The organism is Oleiphilus sp. HI0066 (assembly GCF_001635725.1).
The window spans coordinates 45,763-62,607 of sequence record NZ_LWFH01000113.1; the positions used below are offsets into that span (position 1 = coordinate 45,763).

At 45.1% G+C, this 16,845-nt stretch carries 14 protein-coding genes; 12 read left to right on the top strand and 2 right to left on the bottom strand.

The annotated features are described in order from the left end of the window. Complete coding sequence (gene serB / locus A3738_RS01905) at positions 1-1,215, top strand: phosphoserine phosphatase SerB (RefSeq protein WP_068482079.1); 1,215 nt, start codon at positions 1-3, stop codon at positions 1,213-1,215. A gap of 40 nt (positions 1,216-1,255) precedes the next feature. On the opposite strand, the gene A3738_RS01910 is transcribed toward serB, so the two are convergent. Then, positions 1,256-1,603, bottom strand: coding sequence for a type 1 pili tip component (locus A3738_RS01910; RefSeq protein ID WP_068481974.1), 348 nt, complete (start codon positions 1,601-1,603; stop codon positions 1,256-1,258). Between the two features lie 194 nt (positions 1,604-1,797). Between A3738_RS01910 and ppc the strand changes: the two genes are divergently transcribed. From ppc to A3738_RS01945, 7 genes are all read left to right on the top strand, one after another. Beyond that, positions 1,798-4,473: a phosphoenolpyruvate carboxylase gene (gene ppc, locus A3738_RS01915; RefSeq protein ID WP_082878452.1), complete on the top strand. Its 2,676-nt coding sequence runs from the start codon at positions 1,798-1,800 to the stop codon at positions 4,471-4,473. A gap of 146 nt (positions 4,474-4,619) precedes the next feature. Beyond that, a complete protein-coding gene (locus A3738_RS01920) occupies positions 4,620-6,014 on the top strand; it encodes an aminoacyl-tRNA deacylase and HDOD domain-containing protein (protein ID WP_068502069.1) in 1,395 nt (464 codons plus the stop codon). 215 nt (positions 6,015-6,229) lie between these two features. Next, positions 6,230-6,886: an adenylate kinase gene (gene adk, locus A3738_RS01925; RefSeq protein WP_068481980.1), complete on the top strand. Its 657-nt coding sequence runs from the start codon at positions 6,230-6,232 to the stop codon at positions 6,884-6,886. Positions 6,887-6,982: 96 nt separating this feature from the next. Then, the gene (gene tsaB / locus A3738_RS01930; RefSeq protein WP_068481983.1) at positions 6,983-7,690 is read left to right on the top strand and encodes a tRNA (adenosine(37)-N6)-threonylcarbamoyltransferase complex dimerization subunit type 1 TsaB; all 708 of its coding nucleotides are present in this window, start codon (positions 6,983-6,985) and stop codon (positions 7,688-7,690) included. A 16-nt stretch (positions 7,691-7,706) separates the two neighbouring features. Beyond that, positions 7,707-8,534, top strand: coding sequence for an undecaprenyl-diphosphate phosphatase (locus A3738_RS01935; RefSeq protein ID WP_068481986.1), 828 nt, complete (start codon positions 7,707-7,709; stop codon positions 8,532-8,534). A 49-nt stretch (positions 8,535-8,583) separates the two neighbouring features. Next, entirely contained in the window at positions 8,584-8,886 is a 303-nt protein-coding gene (locus tag A3738_RS01940) for a hypothetical protein (RefSeq protein ID WP_068481990.1), read from the top strand. Positions 8,887-8,891: 5 nt separating this feature from the next. Beyond that, positions 8,892-9,704, top strand: coding sequence for a class I SAM-dependent methyltransferase (locus A3738_RS01945; protein ID WP_068481992.1), 813 nt, complete (start codon positions 8,892-8,894; stop codon positions 9,702-9,704). A 41-nt stretch (positions 9,705-9,745) separates the two neighbouring features. Here the strand turns inward: A3738_RS01945 and plsB are convergent, their stop codons facing one another. After that, positions 9,746-12,223 (bottom strand): glycerol-3-phosphate 1-O-acyltransferase PlsB, encoded by a 2,478-nt coding sequence (gene plsB / locus A3738_RS01950; protein ID WP_068482084.1) that lies wholly within the window; start codon positions 12,221-12,223, stop codon positions 9,746-9,748. A 235-nt stretch (positions 12,224-12,458) separates the two neighbouring features. Here plsB and A3738_RS01955 point away from each other — a divergent pair, with 235 nt between their 5' ends. Genes A3738_RS01955 through murI form a run of 4 tightly spaced genes read left to right on the top strand, consistent with a single transcriptional unit; the run spans position 12,459 to position 16,792 of the window. Continuing rightward, positions 12,459-13,388, top strand: coding sequence for an ABC transporter ATP-binding protein (locus tag A3738_RS01955; protein WP_068482087.1), 930 nt, complete (start codon positions 12,459-12,461; stop codon positions 13,386-13,388). Continuing rightward, positions 13,385-14,119: an ABC transporter permease subunit gene (locus tag A3738_RS01960; RefSeq protein ID WP_068481997.1), complete on the top strand. Its 735-nt coding sequence runs from the start codon at positions 13,385-13,387 to the stop codon at positions 14,117-14,119. Before A3738_RS01955 ends, A3738_RS01960 begins: the two co-directional genes overlap by 4 nt. Positions 14,120-14,129: 10 nt before the next feature. Further along, on the top strand, positions 14,130-15,992 hold the full coding sequence (locus A3738_RS01965; RefSeq protein ID WP_068482000.1) for a Gldg family protein: 1,863 nt from the start codon (positions 14,130-14,132) through the stop codon (positions 15,990-15,992). An 8-nt stretch (positions 15,993-16,000) separates the two neighbouring features. After that, the gene (murI, locus tag A3738_RS01970; RefSeq protein WP_068482003.1) at positions 16,001-16,792 is read left to right on the top strand and encodes a glutamate racemase; all 792 of its coding nucleotides are present in this window, start codon (positions 16,001-16,003) and stop codon (positions 16,790-16,792) included. Positions 16,793-16,845 lie beyond the last annotated feature (53 nt).

Below are 16,845 nucleotides of genomic sequence, written 5' to 3' on the forward strand. Positions count from 1 at the left end.
TTGAGCGAAATTATATTAATTAACGTGTCTGGTATTGATAAGCCTGGTTTGACCTCAGAAATGACCGCAATCATGGCGCAATACGATATCCGTATTTTGGATATTGGTCAGGCCGTTATTCATGAGCATTTGACCTGGGGGATTTTGGTTGAGGTTCCTGGTGATAAAGAATCAAGTAGTGTGCTGAAGGACTTGTTGTTCCGTATGCACGAACTCGAGCAAGATGTGAGTTTCAAGCCTGTTAGCAAGGAAGAATACGCCCTGTGGGTGGAAGGCAAAGGTAAGGCTAGATACATCGTTACACTCTTATCACGATCTATCTCTGCGGAACAGATTTCTCATGTGTCTGCGATCACCGCTCGTCACGGTTTGAATATCGACAACATTACGCGATTGTCTGGTCGTCCCGCCGTTGAGCAGAGCATTGAACAAACTAAGGCATGCATTGAGTTTTCAGTGCGTGGCACGCCGCCTAACTTAGATGATTTGCGACAAGACTTCCTTGCTATCGGCAACGAGTTAGGTGTGGACATTGCGTTCCAAGAAGATTCAATCTTCCGTAGAAATCGTCGTTTAGTTGTCTTCGATATGGACTCGACTTTGATTCAAGCTGAAGTAATTGATGAGCTTGCGATCGAAGCGGGTGTTGGAGATCAAGTGGCTGAAATTACAGAATTTGCGATGCAGGGTAAACTTGATTTTAAAGAGAGCTTTGCTCGTCGAGTGGGTTTGCTTGAGGGTTTGAGCGAAGAAGTTCTCGAGAAAATCGCTGCACGTTTAAAATTGACCGAAGGTGCTGAAAAGCTAATTTCAACGCTTCGCAGTCTTGGATATAAAACCGCTATTTTGTCGGGCGGATTTACTTACTTTGCTAAAGGGCTTCAAGAAAAGCTTGGAATAGATTACGTCTATGCCAACAATCTTGAGATTGAAGATGGAAAAGTAACAGGCCGTGTCACGGGCAATGTGGTTGACGGTCAACGTAAAGCCGATTTGCTGGATGAGTTAGCTGAGAAAGAGGGTATTGGTCGTGCTCAGGTTATTGCGGTGGGAGATGGCGCAAATGATCTAGCAATGTTGAGTCGAGCCGGCTTAGGTGTTGCGTTTCATGCCAAACCTTTGGTGAAAGAGAGTGCCAAACACTCCATTTCAAATTTGGGCCTAGATGCCATTCTTTATTTGATTGGCTTCCGCGATCGCGAATCAGAAGCATAAAAGGATCGGGTCAGTTCTGTAGTCGCTGACCCTTATTTACTTATCCATTCGCGGCTTTTTTTCCAGCCTGTTTTAGTAGGGTGCAGTGCTTTTTACTTAGATCTAAAAAGCGAGGCGTTGGGCCCACATCTTGATACAAAGGGTCTCCTTGCTCGTCAATAGCGGCGACTTCTGTGCCTGCAATGTAAGGCATGGCGGTCTCTAGCTCTTGCAATGCAGAGGAGATGAGTTCGCAAAGAATTTCGTTTTTATTGCGTTTAGGGTACATCTCGGCGAGCGCTTCAATTTTAGCGGCATCTTCGATTGGAATACGGAACGAATATTCGTTCTCGGTCATGATTGCTTTTGCTTGTTTTTCCCATTGCGCTGTTAGTTCTTTAATTCTCATAATTGTTTACACCTAATCGTTTTTCTAAAGACCCTGTCTCCGCAAGCAAGGTCTATTTTGTTCGTCATTACAATATTGAGTTTAGAACTCTGTAAGAGATTGCATGTCGTTGCTTTGTATGAAATTGTAAATATATTGGATAAATCCGTTGTAGAAACGAAGTTTCGTTGTTCTGTTCAGGAAGGGAGAATAGCTTGTCCGAATTACATCCGTTGTTACGTGAAAATGTTCGTTTGCTTGGTACGTTGCTAGGAGAGAATGTCAAAGAGCAGCATGGAGATGACTTATTCGAATTAGTGGAGAAGGTTCGCCGAGCCGCAAAGCTAGATCGAGATGTTGCAGCGGGAGATGCAAGCCCAGAGCTCGTGAGTTTGCTCTCTAATCTTAAAGATGAAGAACTTGTTCCTTTATCGCGTGCATTCAACCAGTTTTTAAACCTTTCTAATATTGCTGAGCAATATCACGGCGTTCGACGAAGTGATGAGCAAGCAATAGATGCCTCAGTGTTATTTGAAGAGCTATTTGACCATCTCGATGCGCATAACGTGCAGAAAGAGAGACTTGCCAGTCTGCTTGAGAGCTTATCAATTGAGTTTGTTCTGACGGCACATCCTACTGAAGTAGCGCGACGAACGCTGATCATGAAGTACGATGCTATTACCTCCGTGCTTCACAGCAAAGATCGCAGTGATCTCAATGAGAGAGAGCAGCAGCAAATTGATAATCGGCTTAATACCCTTGTTTGTGAGGCGTGGCATACGAACGAAATTCGTGAACAAAGACCAAGCTCGGTTGATGAAGCCCGTTGGGGTTTTGCTGTTGTCGAAAACAGTCTTTGGCAGGCTCTTCCCGAATTTCTTCGAGACTTTGATATGGCTTTATATGAGCGTTATCAAATACGTTTGCCTCTATCATCTAGGCCTATTCGGTTTGCTTCTTGGATGGGAGGCGATCGCGATGGAAACCCCAATGTCACTTCTACTGTAACAAAAGAAGTATTGGCTCTGAGTCGTTGGATGGCAGCGGATTTATATTTGAGGGACTTGGCTTCGTTGATGACGCATTTGTCGATGTGGGAAGCGAGCGCGGAGCTTGTCGAATTAGCAGAGCAGCTAGATTCAGGTTCGGGTCGCAATCAAAGCGAGCCTTATCGGATTGTGTTGTCTTCGTTGAGAAAACGCTTATCTAACACTCGTGATTGGGCGGCAGAGGTCGCGCGTGGTGATGTTTCAAATTTCTCCCAAGATCAACTTCTCTTGTTGACAAGTGAATTACTCGAGCCTTTATTGATTTGTTATCGATCATTGCATGAAAAAGGAATAGCGCGTGTGGCAGACGGTGCCTTACTTGATGTGATTCGCCGTGTTCAATGCTTCGGTTTAGAGCTGCTGAAATTAGACGTAAGACAAGACTCTGAGCGCCATGCTGATGCGATAAACGAGATCACGGAATTTTTGGGTATCGGCACCTATAACGATTGGAAAGAGGAAGAGAGACAAGCATTCTTGTTGAAAGAGTTGCAGGGCAAACGCCCTCTGATTGCAAAGGGCATGACTTGGAGCGAAGAGACTCAAGAGGTCTTCGATACTTGTGCAGTGATTGCTGGTGAGTCAGAGGAGGCGTTTGGGTCCTATGTAATCTCTATGGCATCTAAGCCTTCTGACATATTGGCCGTTATCTTATTGTTGCGCGAGCAAGGCATGAATCGAAAGATGCGTATTGTTCCTTTGTTCGAAACCTTGGATGACTTGAATAGCGCGTCAGAAAGCATTGATAGATTGTTGAGTGTGCCTTGGTATGCAGATTACTGTGATGGCTATCAGCAGGTGATGATTGGTTACTCTGATTCGGCTAAAGATGCAGGTCAATTAGCCGCGGGTTGGGCGCAATATCGAGCGCAAGAATCCTTAGTAAAAGTGGCAGCGAAACACGGCGTGAAGTTGAGCCTGTTCCACGGTAGGGGGGGAACGGTAGGTCGCGGTGGAGGTCCTGCTAACAAGGCGATTCTGTCTCAGCCTCCGGGATCTGTTGATGGGCGATTTAGGATTACAGAGCAGGGCGAGATGATTCGATTTAAATTTGGATCGCCCTCTCTTGCAAGTAAGAGTCTAGGGATATACGCGAGCGCTGTGATTGAAGCGAGCTTGTTGCCACCTCCTGAGCCCAAGCCGCAATGGCGCGAAGCCTTAGATGCTTTGACGGCCGTGTCTGTGAATTCGTATAGAGACGTGGTGCGCAATGAGCCTAATTTTGTTGAGTACTTTAGGAGTGTGACGCCTGAACAAGAGTTAGGAAAATTAGCGCTTGGCAGCCGCCCTGCGCGAAGAAAAAGTGGAGGTGGCGTTGAAACATTGCGCGCCATCCCTTGGATATTTGCTTGGATGCAAATTCGCTTAATGTTGCCGGCATGGCTTGGTAGTGATGATGCCTTTGAACAGGCGTTAAATAATGACCAAGATGCACTGATGAAAGAGATGTCTGAGCAGTGGCCATTTTTCAGGGCGCAAGTGGATATGCTAGAGATGGTCTTGATTAAGGCTGATCCGCGTATCGCGCGATACTATGAGCAAATGCTCGTGGACGAGGACTTAAAGCCATTAGGAAAACGTTTAAGAGGTCGCTTCCGTAAAATGGTGAAGTTGGTTAATCAGCTCAAGGGGCAAAAAGATCTACTTGAAGATAGTCCCGAATTTGGTGAGTCGCTGCGTGTACGTGCAACCTACACAAATCCTCTTCATTATCTTCAAGCGGAATTATTGCACCGAAGTCGCGGTCAGTCTCATGCTTCTGAAGCGGAGGCACAACAAGTTGAGTCGGCCTTAAAAGTAACGATGGCGGGTATCGCGGCGGGGATCCGAAATACTGGGTAGGACATACAACGTTACATATTGCTACCTTGTGTAACCCGCATTTGTGACGCGGTACAAGTGCTCAATATCAGCTTCGCTAAACTTGATCTATAAGCCTCAAATTGAGGCTTCAGATTTTTAGAGTAGTTTAGTTAGAGAGAAGTACCGTGCCACTTGCCAGTCGTTTAAGTAAATACATCGATGAAAATGCGATCCAGTGTCAACTTGTTCATCATGCCCGAGCAAGGGATTTGTCCCATGCTGTTTTGTTGGCAGGAGCTGTTGCAGAATGCACGGTTAGAACTCAGTTAATACTCGATCGAGATGGGCCTGCGGTTTTAATTATTCCTTTTCAAAGCCGACCTGATGTTGATGCAGTAAATCGTTTCTCAGGTCGACAATTTCAGATTATTGATGATGAGCAGGCTGGGAAATTGTTTGCTGACTGCGATCATGGGCATTTGCCACTTCTCGCGCAGTCTTATGGTTTAACGGTCTACGTTGATCACTCAGTATTCGAACTTGATGCTATTTTTGCTTCGAGCGGTTGTGCAAACACCTTGTTAAACTTGCCTCGCTTATCGATTCGAGCGGCATTTCACCAATGCAATAAAGGCGACTTTTCTGAAAGTCTAAGCGCGCCAGAGCTAGTAGTTCATATCGAGAAAGGCTACTCGCTTGATGATGTGGCTAAAAAGCTAACAACACTTTATCGTCTGCCTCCGATGCCTGAAACCGCTGTGCGCGTCATGCATATTACGTCTGATCCTAATTCTAGTGTTCAGGAATTGGCCCAGCTTGTGGAGCAAGATCCAAGTTTATCTGCGCAAATTATGCGTTATGCAAGATCGGCATTGTTCAATTACCGTGGCAATTTGACTGATGTGAAAGAGGCGATCAATGCTGTCTTAGGTTTTGAACGCGTCGCTAAACTTTCCCTTGGCATTGCATCCGCTCGTGCTTTTACCTTACCTCTCGATGGTCCATTAGGGCTAAATGCATTATGGCGTCATGCTTTGCATTCTGCTGTGTTAACTCAAGCGCTCTCTGTCATGGTCAACCCTGATTTGGGTGTAGACGAGCACGGGGCATACTTGTCTGGTTTACTCCACAATTTTGGTCTACTGCTCATCGGGCAGCTCTTCCCGCCTGAGTATCGCATGCTCAATAAGCTTCGTGTCGCTGAGCCAGAGAGAACCATGCGTGATATTGAACAGCAAGTATTTGGAATGGGCGCAGCTCAAGAGTTTATCTCATTGGGGCATGGCTCCCTTGGTGCTATTTTATTGAAGCTTTGGGGCTTGCCAGAGTCCTGTATTAAAGTTGCTGCTATGCATCAATCTCCAAGTTACGAGGGTGAGCATCAGGAACTAGTGTCGCTAGTTCAGTTATCTAATTATCTGCTTTCTCTTCATGGTGTTGGTGATGAACCATGCTCGATAGATTTTGAAGGATGTTGCAGTGCTTTGGGTATCGACCCGGAACAAGCGCTTATCTTAGCCGATACAACGGTCGCGCAATGTGAATCTCTTGATGGTTTAGTGAACGAATTAGTCGCCTAAATCAGATTATTTTCAGGGTGAATACCTTTTATTCTCAGTGGCTCGGGGCACAAGACTTTGCCCCGCAATCTGATTGCCCTATAATGGCCGCCTTTCAGTGGTATCAATCGTAAAAATATAACAGGTTGAGTGCGGTTCACTCATGATTTAGCTAGCCGTGAGCTAGTGCCTGTATCTATACCCAAACCGTTTTTTCTATATTGTTGGAGTAATCTATGAAGGTTATTTTGCTCGGCGCACCAGGTGCCGGTAAAGGAACTCAAGCTCAATTCATTACTGAGAAGTATGACGTGCCTCAGATCTCAACGGGCGATATGCTTCGTGCAGCTGTTAAAGCGGGCACTCCACTAGGCTTGAAAGTGAAAGAAGTCATGGCGTCTGGTGGTCTAGTTTCTGATGAGACAATTATTGCTTTGATCGAAGAGCGTATCAAAGAAGACGATTGTGCAAATGGTTTCTTGTTCGATGGTTTCCCACGCACAATTCCTCAAGCAGAAGCGCTTAAAAAGCAGGGTATTGATATCGATGCCGTTGTTGAAATTGATGTAGCTGATGAAGAGATTGTTAGTCGTTTGAGCGGTCGTCGCGTTCACGAGGCGAGTGGTCGTGTCTATCACGTTAAGTTCAATCCGCCTGCAACTGAAGGTAAGGATGACATTACTGGTGATGCGCTTGTTCAGCGTGAAGATGACAAAGAGGAGACTGTACGTAAGCGTCTAGATGTTTATCACTCACAAACAGCTCCACTTGTTGAGTACTACTCTGCGTGGGCTGAGTCAGGTGAAGCAGCTGCGCCAAATTACGTTCGTGTAGATGGCGTTGGTGAGATGTCTAAGATCCGTGATCAGATTGTTGCTGGGTTAGACGCATAAGCGAATAATCTTTGAAAGAAAGGCAGCTCCTTGAGCTGCCTTTTTTATTGCTTGGCGTTTATCATATGTTTTTAAATTTTTGTTTGGCAGGTAAGAATGACAGCAATCCTAGCTGTAGATACATCTTCTGAATTGTGTTCAGTGACTTTGTTACTGAAAGGTGAGTGCGGTACTGAGCTTTTTTCTAAAACGCTAGAAGCCGCAAGAAGTCATGTGCAGCATGTTCTTCCTATGGTGAAGGTGCTTTTGGAGGAGGCGGGGCTTAAGTTGGAGGATGTCGATGCACTTGCGTTTGGCCAAGGCCCCGGCTCGTTTACCGGGCTTCGTATTGCTACAGGTTTTGTTCAAGGTATTGCATTCGGTAAGGATATTCCTGTTGTAGGCGTCTCTAACTTGAGGGCGCTTGCGCATCATGTTTTGCAGAATGAGTCTGAGCAGAACGAGTGCTTCGTTTTAATTGACGCCAGAATGGATGAAATTTATTGGTCTGTTTATGAGCGTGATATCGAAGGATTCCCTAAAGAGCAGTTGCCTGAATCTGTCGACAAGCCGGAACGTGTCGCGGATGCGTTGAAAGATCATACAAACATGCCTGTGTTTGGTAGCGGCCTAGCTTATAAGGATCGAATTTCTTCGATCAGTAATTGGCCTGAATGTGAGGCTGTGCTTGAGCATCCAAGTCGTGCTATCGCAGAGTTGGCCTTGATTGATTTTGAGCAAGGCAAAGCTGTGTCGGCCGAGCAAGCAGCGCCCGTTTATATCCGTGATCAAGTTGCTTGGAAGAAACTTCCCGGAAGAGAATAAATAAAAAGGACGAATAATGGGCTGGTTAGAAGCCTTTGTGCTTGCTCTGATTCAAGGGCTTACTGAATTCTTGCCGATTTCAAGCTCGGCGCATTTGATCCTCCCGTCTCAATTACTGGGTTGGGAAGACCAAGGGCTAGCATTTGATGTCGCGGTACATGTTGGCAGCTTGCTTGCCATTGTTGGATATTTTCGTAAAGAGCTTATCGAGCTTGCTCAAGCTTGGTTGTCTTCGATTTTTCGTCCCGGTTCGGAGTTTTCTGCTTTAGCTGAAAAAAAGCAGCAAGCGCGCTTGGCCTGGTTGATTATTCTTGCAACGATACCTGCCGGGCTTGCGGGTGTTCTTCTCAACGAATTCGTGTCTGAGCATCTTCGTTCTACACTTGTTATTGCTAGTACCACTATATTCTTTGGCATCTTATTGTGGGTTTCTGATCATCGCGGTGCAAGACGTTTGTCTGTGACTGATGTAAACGTCAAAACGGCATTGCTTATTGGGTGTTCGCAAGCCCTTGCATTGATTCCTGGTACTTCGCGATCTGGTATTACAATGACTGCAGCGCTATTGCTAGGCTTAACGCGTGATGCTGCTGCTCGTTTTTCATTCTTGCTCTCTGTCCCATTGATTGCTGCAGCTGGATTGCTGAAGACTAAAGAGTTGTTAGAAACAGGGCATGATGCCCAATTGCAGTTGATTGCTTTTGCAACCTTTGTTTCTTTTATAAGTGCTTATCTGTGTATTCATTTCTTCTTAAAGTTGCTAGAGAAGATAGGGTTTTTGCCTTTTGTTATCTATCGTCTGGCCTTGGGATTTGTTCTTTTTGTACTAGTATTTGTCGCCTAGTGTGTTTTTGCATTACACTTCAGCAACCTCAATAAATATGTGATATTCGATGCAAGTCGGCAACCCTTCAATTAATCTTACATCGCTGCAGCCTGGCGCCACTGAAAAGAGGCAAGACCAAAAGCAAGCCCAGCAGGTGTTAGAAGCGCCTAAGGCCGATGCGCGCGTCGTCGCATCCCCAGAAGTATTGCGTGAAGCCGAGTTGAGACAAGTAGAGCGTTTAGAGCAGTTGCAACGAAGCGAAAATCTCACGGGGCGTAACAAACAAGCGCTACAGGAATACTTCGCAACAGAGCAGGCCGGACAGTCATATCAGGGCGGCGAATTGCTCGGTATTGATATCTACGTTTAATTTGTATGCTGTCTACAAACTCTTCTGTGCCAGCCTTAGCGGTTGGAGTTTCTGATCACGCTTCTCCGTTTGCAGACTCTGCTCAGTCTTTTTCTCAATCCCATCAATTGGAACTTTTCATAGGCCCTTTGTTAGATCAGGCAAAATACGTTCTTTATTTTGATGAGAATGGCCCGAAGCTATATCAAACGGGAAAGGGCGCTCCTGGTCCGATTTCAGCTTCTTTTTTAAGTGGTAAGAATGCGCATCGTATGCGCCACGGCGGAGGAAAGGGGCAGTTAGTGGCAAAAGCTGTTGGCCTAAACAAGGGCGTCTATCCACATGTGTTAGATGCAACAGCAGGTTTGGGGCGAGATGCGTTTGTTTTAGCTACCTTAGGGTGCAAGGTCGATATGTACGAACGAGTGCCTGTTGTTGAGTTTCTGTTGCAGCACGCTTTAGAAGAAGCGCAGTCGTTTAATGATATGGAGATTGCAAAGATTGCTCAGCGTATGACGCTTCAATACGGTGATGCAATCACTAAGCTAGAGAGCTCTTCTGAGCCAGTTGCTGACGTTATCTATCTTGATCCGATGTATCCATCCCAAGAGAAGTCGGCAGCTGTTAAAAAGGAAATGCGAGCCTTTCATGATTTAGTGGGCGAGAACTTAGATGATCATCGTTTGTTGTCCGCGGCATTAGACAATGCGCGATATCGTGTCGTTGTGAAACGCCCCAGGAAAGGTAAAGAAATTGCCGGGCAAAAACCCTCTTTGAAACTAGAAGGGAAAAGCTCTCGCTACGATATATATACGATCAAAAGCTTATCCGAGTTGTAAGGGGCAAGGGCTAAGGGCTGTTAGCCCCTAGATGCCTGAGTCTAGCGACCAGATGTAACCTGCACAATGGCTTGTCTAAGATTGCCATTTAATACAAACATAGAGTCTTCCGCGGCTTTGTTTATCAACTCGCTGTAATTTAGTTTGCCTGTTTCGTTCTCTTCCAGAATGCCTTTCTCTTTCAATATAGAAATGAAGTTTCTGAATAAGGTTTTATCGAAGAACTCAGGAGCGTTCAGGCCAAATAGAATAGACATTCGTTCTGCCATTAGCGTACTAAGCTTCTCGAGCTCTTCAGCGTTCATTGAGCCACTTTCTTTGCGTGTCAGAATAGCAATCACAATATAGTAGCGTTCAAGGGTCGGCATGATGAAGCTCGCTAGAGTCGTTAGTTTTACGAACTCGTTACTGCCGGTATTTGGCCTGTGAACTTCATCGTCCTTAAGTGTTAATAAACCCTTCTCTGCTAGGAGTTTCAACCAAGCTTCAAATTCTTTGTCGACTTCAGCGCTTTCCCACTGAATAAATAATTCAGCACGGATATAAGAGTAAACGGAACGGAAGATCCGATGTACTTCGGCTCTGCTCATTGCAGGGTTGTTTTGCGTAATGCAGGCGATTAACGCCGGAATAGCAAAGAGATGTAGTGTGTTATTGCGATTATAGGTGAGCAAAACGGCGTTGCGATCATTCAATGAAATGATGTCGCCTAGTTCATTGCTTTGACGGCTTAGTAAGCCCATATCTTCTGTGTATTCGATCCATTCTTCTCCAGTACCTTCGGGGAAGGTGATATATGGAGAGTATGTTTGCTCTTTAAGTAGTGCTGCGAAAAATGAAGTTAAGTCTGCTAGTTTGTTGGCGTCCATGGCTTGTCGCTGTGTCGATAGCAATACTGTGGCTGTCAACGTGACCGGGTTAACCGCGGCTGATGCATTGATGCGTGTTGCGATTTCTTTTGATAGGCCACCTACGACATCGTTAAACCAATCAGGTTTTTGATCGTTAATATTCTCAATGCTCTTAATATCATCTTTCCAAGATGACTGATTTTGATCTAGGTAGTTCTCTAAAATAATTGGCTCGCCAAAATTCAGAGCAACTTTACCGAATGATTTTCGTAAGTTCTTGAGAGATTTAAATAGACCGAATACAGATTCTTTTTGCTTTTCCTTGCCACGAAGTTCGCCCATATACGTACTGCCTTCGAGTACTTTCTCGTAGCCAAAATAAACGGGAATGAAAGCAATGGGTTTTTGCTGGTCTTTCAAGTAGCTAGCAACCGTCATAGCGACCATGCCAGCTTTAGGCTGCAGCGTTCGTCCAGTTCGGCTTCGACCACCTTCTACGAAATACTCTATTGAGTAGCCGCGTTTGAACATAATATGTATGTACTCGGCAAATACTGCTGCATAGAGCTTATTGCCTTTAAAGCTTCTGCGCATAAAGAACGCGCCGCCGCGACGAAGGATGCTGCCAACAACAGGAAGGTTTAGATTGATACCCGCAGCAATGTGGGGAACCATAATACCTTCTCGGAACAACAAAGAAGAAAGAAGTAGGTAGTCAATGTGGCTTCGATGGCAGGGTACATAGACAACGGCATGGTCTTTAGTGACCTCTTCTACTGCTTCGACATTTGAGGCGTAAATACCGTTATAGATTTTGTTCCATAAGCGATTAAGAACTCGTTCTAGAAAGTGGATAGTAGAAATCTGCAAGCTCGCGGCAATTTCATCACCATATTTTAAAGCTTGTTGTTTGAGTTCTTGTTTTGGTTTGCCTGATGCTTCGGACTCTTTTGCTATCGCATCGCGAACGGTCGGAGTGTCCACGATTGTTTGAACGAGCGTTTGGCGGTGACTAAGGTTAGGCCCAATAACCGTTTGACGCACGCGTCTGAAATGCACACGTAATATACGTGCGGCCATGCGCTGAGTTCGTTTTGCATCTTTCTCACTGTCGCCATAAAGCTCTTGCAATGAGATAGGTTTGCTAAATTGCACGTAAGTGCGGCGACCATGAAGAAGAATGATAAATAACTGACGAAGAGGGCTCGCAACGGACCAGTTGTCAGTCAAAAGCAATTGAAGCCACGAGCGCTCACGTGTTGGCGCACGGCCCCAGAAAATTGATACAGGTACAATCTGAACGTCGCTATCATCATCGTCTGCAACGTGCTGTGCTAATTGTTTTAGGCGGCCTGTTACGGTTGGACGTTGTTTGCGTTTGAAAAGTCGGCCCAAAGGCTCGTAAAGAAAGAAGAATGAGCGACGCACGTCTGAGTTGCCGAGTGCGAGCTTAGTTTGTGATGAGGGAAGCTTTTGTCTAATCGTTGATTCTTCGAGTACTAGGCGTCCCGAAAATGTGCGGTATTGCAGAACATAAATGACTGGCTTATCTGGGTCTAGTTCTAGCTCATCGGCCTCTGCGCCTTTGATATCAACGCGTACCCACAAAAAAAGAATTTTTCTGAAAAACGTAAAGAGAAGGGTAGAAAGTTTGAAAAAACGACTCATACGGATCTTCATCCATTAAAAAAGTAGCGCATAGTGTAAGGCTTGGTTTTGTCTGGCGTAAAGCTTAAATGTTAGTGAATTACTTTGAATAAATATTACAAACATGACCATGTAGAAATGTTGGCAGTGATCGCTTGAAGTGCCCTTCGTCGACTCTATATCCTTGCGTGTGGCTCTTAGAATCGTTCAGAGCCTTCTTTTATAAGTAATGATCCAGTTAGAGACGAATAACATCATGATTACGGTTGATAAACTCACTAAGCAATTTGGTGATTTTTTTGCGGTAAATGGACTGACATTTACCGTTGAACCAGGTGAAATACTCGGTTTTCTTGGCCCTAATGGCGCAGGTAAATCGACAACGATGAAAATGCTGACGGGTTTTTTACAACCCAGCTCAGGCTCTGTATCGGTAATGGGGTTTGATGTGTTGAAGACGCCCGTCGAGGCCAAGCGTTTGATTGGCTATCTCCCTGAGGGTGCGCCGGCTTATGCTGATATGACTGTGCTTGATTCCTTGAGATTTGTCGGGAAAGTTAGAGGTTTTTCTGGGTCTGATCTCAATACGCGTATTCAAGAAACTGTTGATAAAGTCGCTCTGAATAGTGTGCTGAATAAACGTGTTGAAACTCTTTCCAAAGGTTTTCAACGTCGCTTAGGTTTGGCGCAAGCGATTCTTCATGATCCTCAGGTTTTGATTTTAGATGAGCCTACAGATGGTCTTGATCCGAACCAAAAGCATCAAGTGCGAGAGCTCATACAGAACTTATCTAAAGATAAAATTGTCATCGTTTCCACGCATATTCTTGAAGAGGTGAGCGCGGTTTGTACGCGTGCAATGATTCTCTCTGATGGGGCAATTAAGTTTGATGGCACGCCTGAGGACTTGGCGGCCAAATCGGTTTATCACAATAGTATTCATGTGCACGTTGCTGAAAGACATTCGGAACTTAAAGCTAAGTTGATTCAATTGCCTCGCGTTTCAAAGGTGAACGAACTTTCTGAAGGTGCGTTACAGGTGCTGTCTGAAAATAAAGATTCAATATTGTCGGACGTGAATGCCGTCTTGCATAGCGGTTCTTACCAGATCGATGAGCTGCATGTTGAGCAAGGCAAGCTAGATGATGTGTTTCGTGCAATGACTTCAAAGGAGGTGAACTCATGAACGCCTTAAAAGTAGTGTTAGGGCGTGAATTATCGAGTTATTTTGCAACGCCGGTAGCCTATATATTTCTCGTTATCTTTTTAATGTTGTCGGGTGTATTTACTTTTTACATTGGTCAATTCTTTGAACGCGGTCAGGCAGACCTAGTCGCTTTCTTTAACTTTGTGCCTTGGTTGTATTTGGTTCTTATTCCCGCTGTCACCATGCGCTTATGGTCTGAAGAACGACGTAGCGGAACAATTGAATTGTTGATGACCTTGCCGCTTGCTACGTGGCAAGTTGTTCTAGGTAAATTTCTCGCAGCTTGGCTGTTTGTTGGTCTAGCACTGGTGCTAACTTTTCCTCTTTGGATTACGGTTAACTATCTTGGGAGCCCAGATAATGGTGTCATTCTTGGTGCCTATATTGGTGCTTGGCTTATGTCGGGTGGCTTTTTAGCTGTGGGCTCATGTCTTTCAGCGCTTAGCAAGAATCAGATTGTCGCCTTTATTCTCACACTTGTAGTGAGCTTTGTTCTCGTTGTGACTGGATTTCCAATCGTGCAAGACGCTTTTTCAGGTTGGGCACCGTTATGGCTAATTGATGCGGTGGCGAACTTGAGCTTTCTAACCCACTTTACCGCGATATCTCGTGGCGTAATTGACGTCAGAGATCTTGTGTATTTTGCTGCCATGATAGGTATATGGCTATACGCAACATCACTCGTTGTTGACTTGAAGAAAGCAGATTAAGGAGGCCGCCATGAATAGTTCAATTATTTTAAAACTCGTTTCTGCGTTCGTAGCGCTCTTCTTAATCATTCTTTTGTCTTCTAATTTGCTCAGTGGTGTACGACTTGATTTGTCAGAGGGAGGTTTGTATTCCTTATCTGACGGCACAGAGTCAATACTCGAAAACCTAGAGTCTGATGTGACGATCGATTACTACTTTTCTGAGCAAGCTACATCTCAATTACCAGCGCTAAGAACCTATGCTAAGCGTGTTGAAGAGTTGTTGACTGAATACGAGTCAAAGAGCAACGGAAAGCTAAGTATTAACAAGATTGATCCCGCGCCATTTTCCGAACAAGAGGATGAGGCGGCTTTAGCCGGTTTGCAAAGCGTTCCGGGTGGCGCACGTGGCGATGAAATTTACTTTGGCTTAGTCGCTAAAAACGCCGCGGGTCGAGAAGAAGTGGTTCCGTTTATCCAACCTGATAAAGAGGCATTCCTTGAGTACGACCTAACGCGTCTAATTTCCGCTTTATCACGCGAAACTTTACCCAAGATCGGCATTTATTCGGGGGCTGATATTCGTGGTGGGTTTGATGTAATGTCCCGTCAACAAACGCCTGAGTGGGCTGCATTGCAGTTCATCAATGATAATTTCGATCTGGAGTGGATTGAGGATGATGCCGAAGCGATCGAAGATGTTGATATGCTGCTGCTTATCGCTCCCCAAGATTTATCCCAACGCTTGCAGCTAGCGATTGATCAATATGCTTTGTCTGGTGGTAAGGTGATGGTTTTTGTTGACCCTTACATTGAAACAATGGCGATGATGAACGGAATGGCCACTGTTCAGAGCTCCAATATTTCAGCCTTGTTCGAGTCATGGGGCGTTGCATTTGATGAATCACAATTTATCACTGATTTCGAAAACTCAATGGTCGTGTCGCTAGGGCAAGGTGGCCAGCCAGCTCGACATTTAGGGCTTTTGAGCCTTGGTCCTAATGCACTATCGCAAGATGATGTTGTTTTGTTTGGGCTGGAAAGCATTAATCTTTCTTCAGTCGGTGCGATGAGTGCGGCGGAAGGTGCGAGTACGGTGTTTACTCCTGTTATTCAAAGTTCTGCACAAAGTGCTTTGGCAGATGTGAATGTGTTGACGACCTTGAATGATCCTTCGACCTTGATGAATGACTTTGTTCCGACTGAACAGCGCTATACCATTGCGGCAAGAGTAGGTGGTTCTGCAGAATCTGCATTTCCTGATGGGATTACTGTTTCTGAAGAGTTGGCCGATGGAGAGGGTAGCGTAGACCTTAAGTTAGAGCCATCTGTACTGAGTTCTGAAAATATCAATATCATGATTGTCGCAGATAGTGATGTGCTCAGTGATCGCTTATGGGTGCAAGTGCAGAATTTCTTTGGACAACAAATTATTAGCCCTTGGGCTGACAATGGTAGCTTGCTGTTGAATTCAGTCGAGAACTTGTCGGGCCAGTCAGAGCTGATTTCTATTCGGGGTCAAGGTCGATATAGCCGTCCGTTTGAGCGCGTTGAGGCCTTGCAACGAGATGCTGAAGAGCGATTCTTGGCGCAACAAGAAGCCTTAGAGGCGCAATTAATTGCCACGGAAGAGCAAATGTTTGAGCTTGAGCAAATGCGTGATGGCGGTGACGTGGTGTCTCTGACAGAAGAGCAGAATAAAGCTTTACTTCGCTTCCAAGAAGAGAAGTTAAAAATTCGCAAGCAGCTGCGAGACGTTCAACATCAGCTAGATCAAGATATTGACGCGCTAGGTACAAAATTGAAGTTAATTAACATCTTCTTAGTACCTGTATTGATCTGCTTTTTTGCTTTAATGCTAGGCTTTCGTCAGCGTCGAATTGCAAATGCTTAAGGATTAATGTGGCGAATATACTAGTTCTAGATTCTGGGGTAGGAGGGCTGTCGATATGCCAAGCTCTTCTGTCTCAACTAGAGGGTGTTCAGATTAGATATGTCGCTGATGACGCCTGCTTTCCCTATGGGGTTAAAGGCGAGGCCTTTTTAATTGAGCGTTTGTCGCAGTTAATAAAGTTCAGTGAGCAACGTTTCGAATTTGATTTGATCGTTATTGCCTGTAACACCGCAAGCACGCTGGTGCTTCCAGCTTTACGGTCTTTGGTTAAAATTCCTGTGATCGGTGTCGTGCCAGCCATTAAGCCAGCGTCGGCCCTAACTCAAACAAAAAAAATTGCATTACTCGCAACGCCAGGCACTGTTTCCCGTCCTTACACTCAACAGTTAATAGATGACTTTGCGAGCGATTGTGAAGTTGTCCGTGTCGGTTCCAGAGTTCTTGTGGATCAGGCAGAGCGCTTGTTGAACGGATTGGTCTTGGATGTGGATGCAATAGAACGAGAGTTAAAAGAAATCATTGCGGATGATCAGGTTGATACTGTGGTTCTGGGTTGTACGCACTTTCCTCTATTAAAGGATGTGATAGCCCCGTTTTTGCCAGGAAAGGGCTTTGTCGATTCAGCGCAAGCAATTGCGCGTAGGGCTGAGTCTTTGTTGGTTGATTTGCCACATAAGGCATCAAATGACGATAAGCACTTTGTTATGTTCACGGGTGCAGTACCAGAAAATAAGGTGTTTGAATCTGCCTTAAAGAAACTCGGAATGAGCCATGTTGTTTTGAGTAAGTTTGATATTTAGAGCGGGACATCGAAAACAAAAAAGCGGCTATTGAGCCGCTTTTTTGTTTGTAA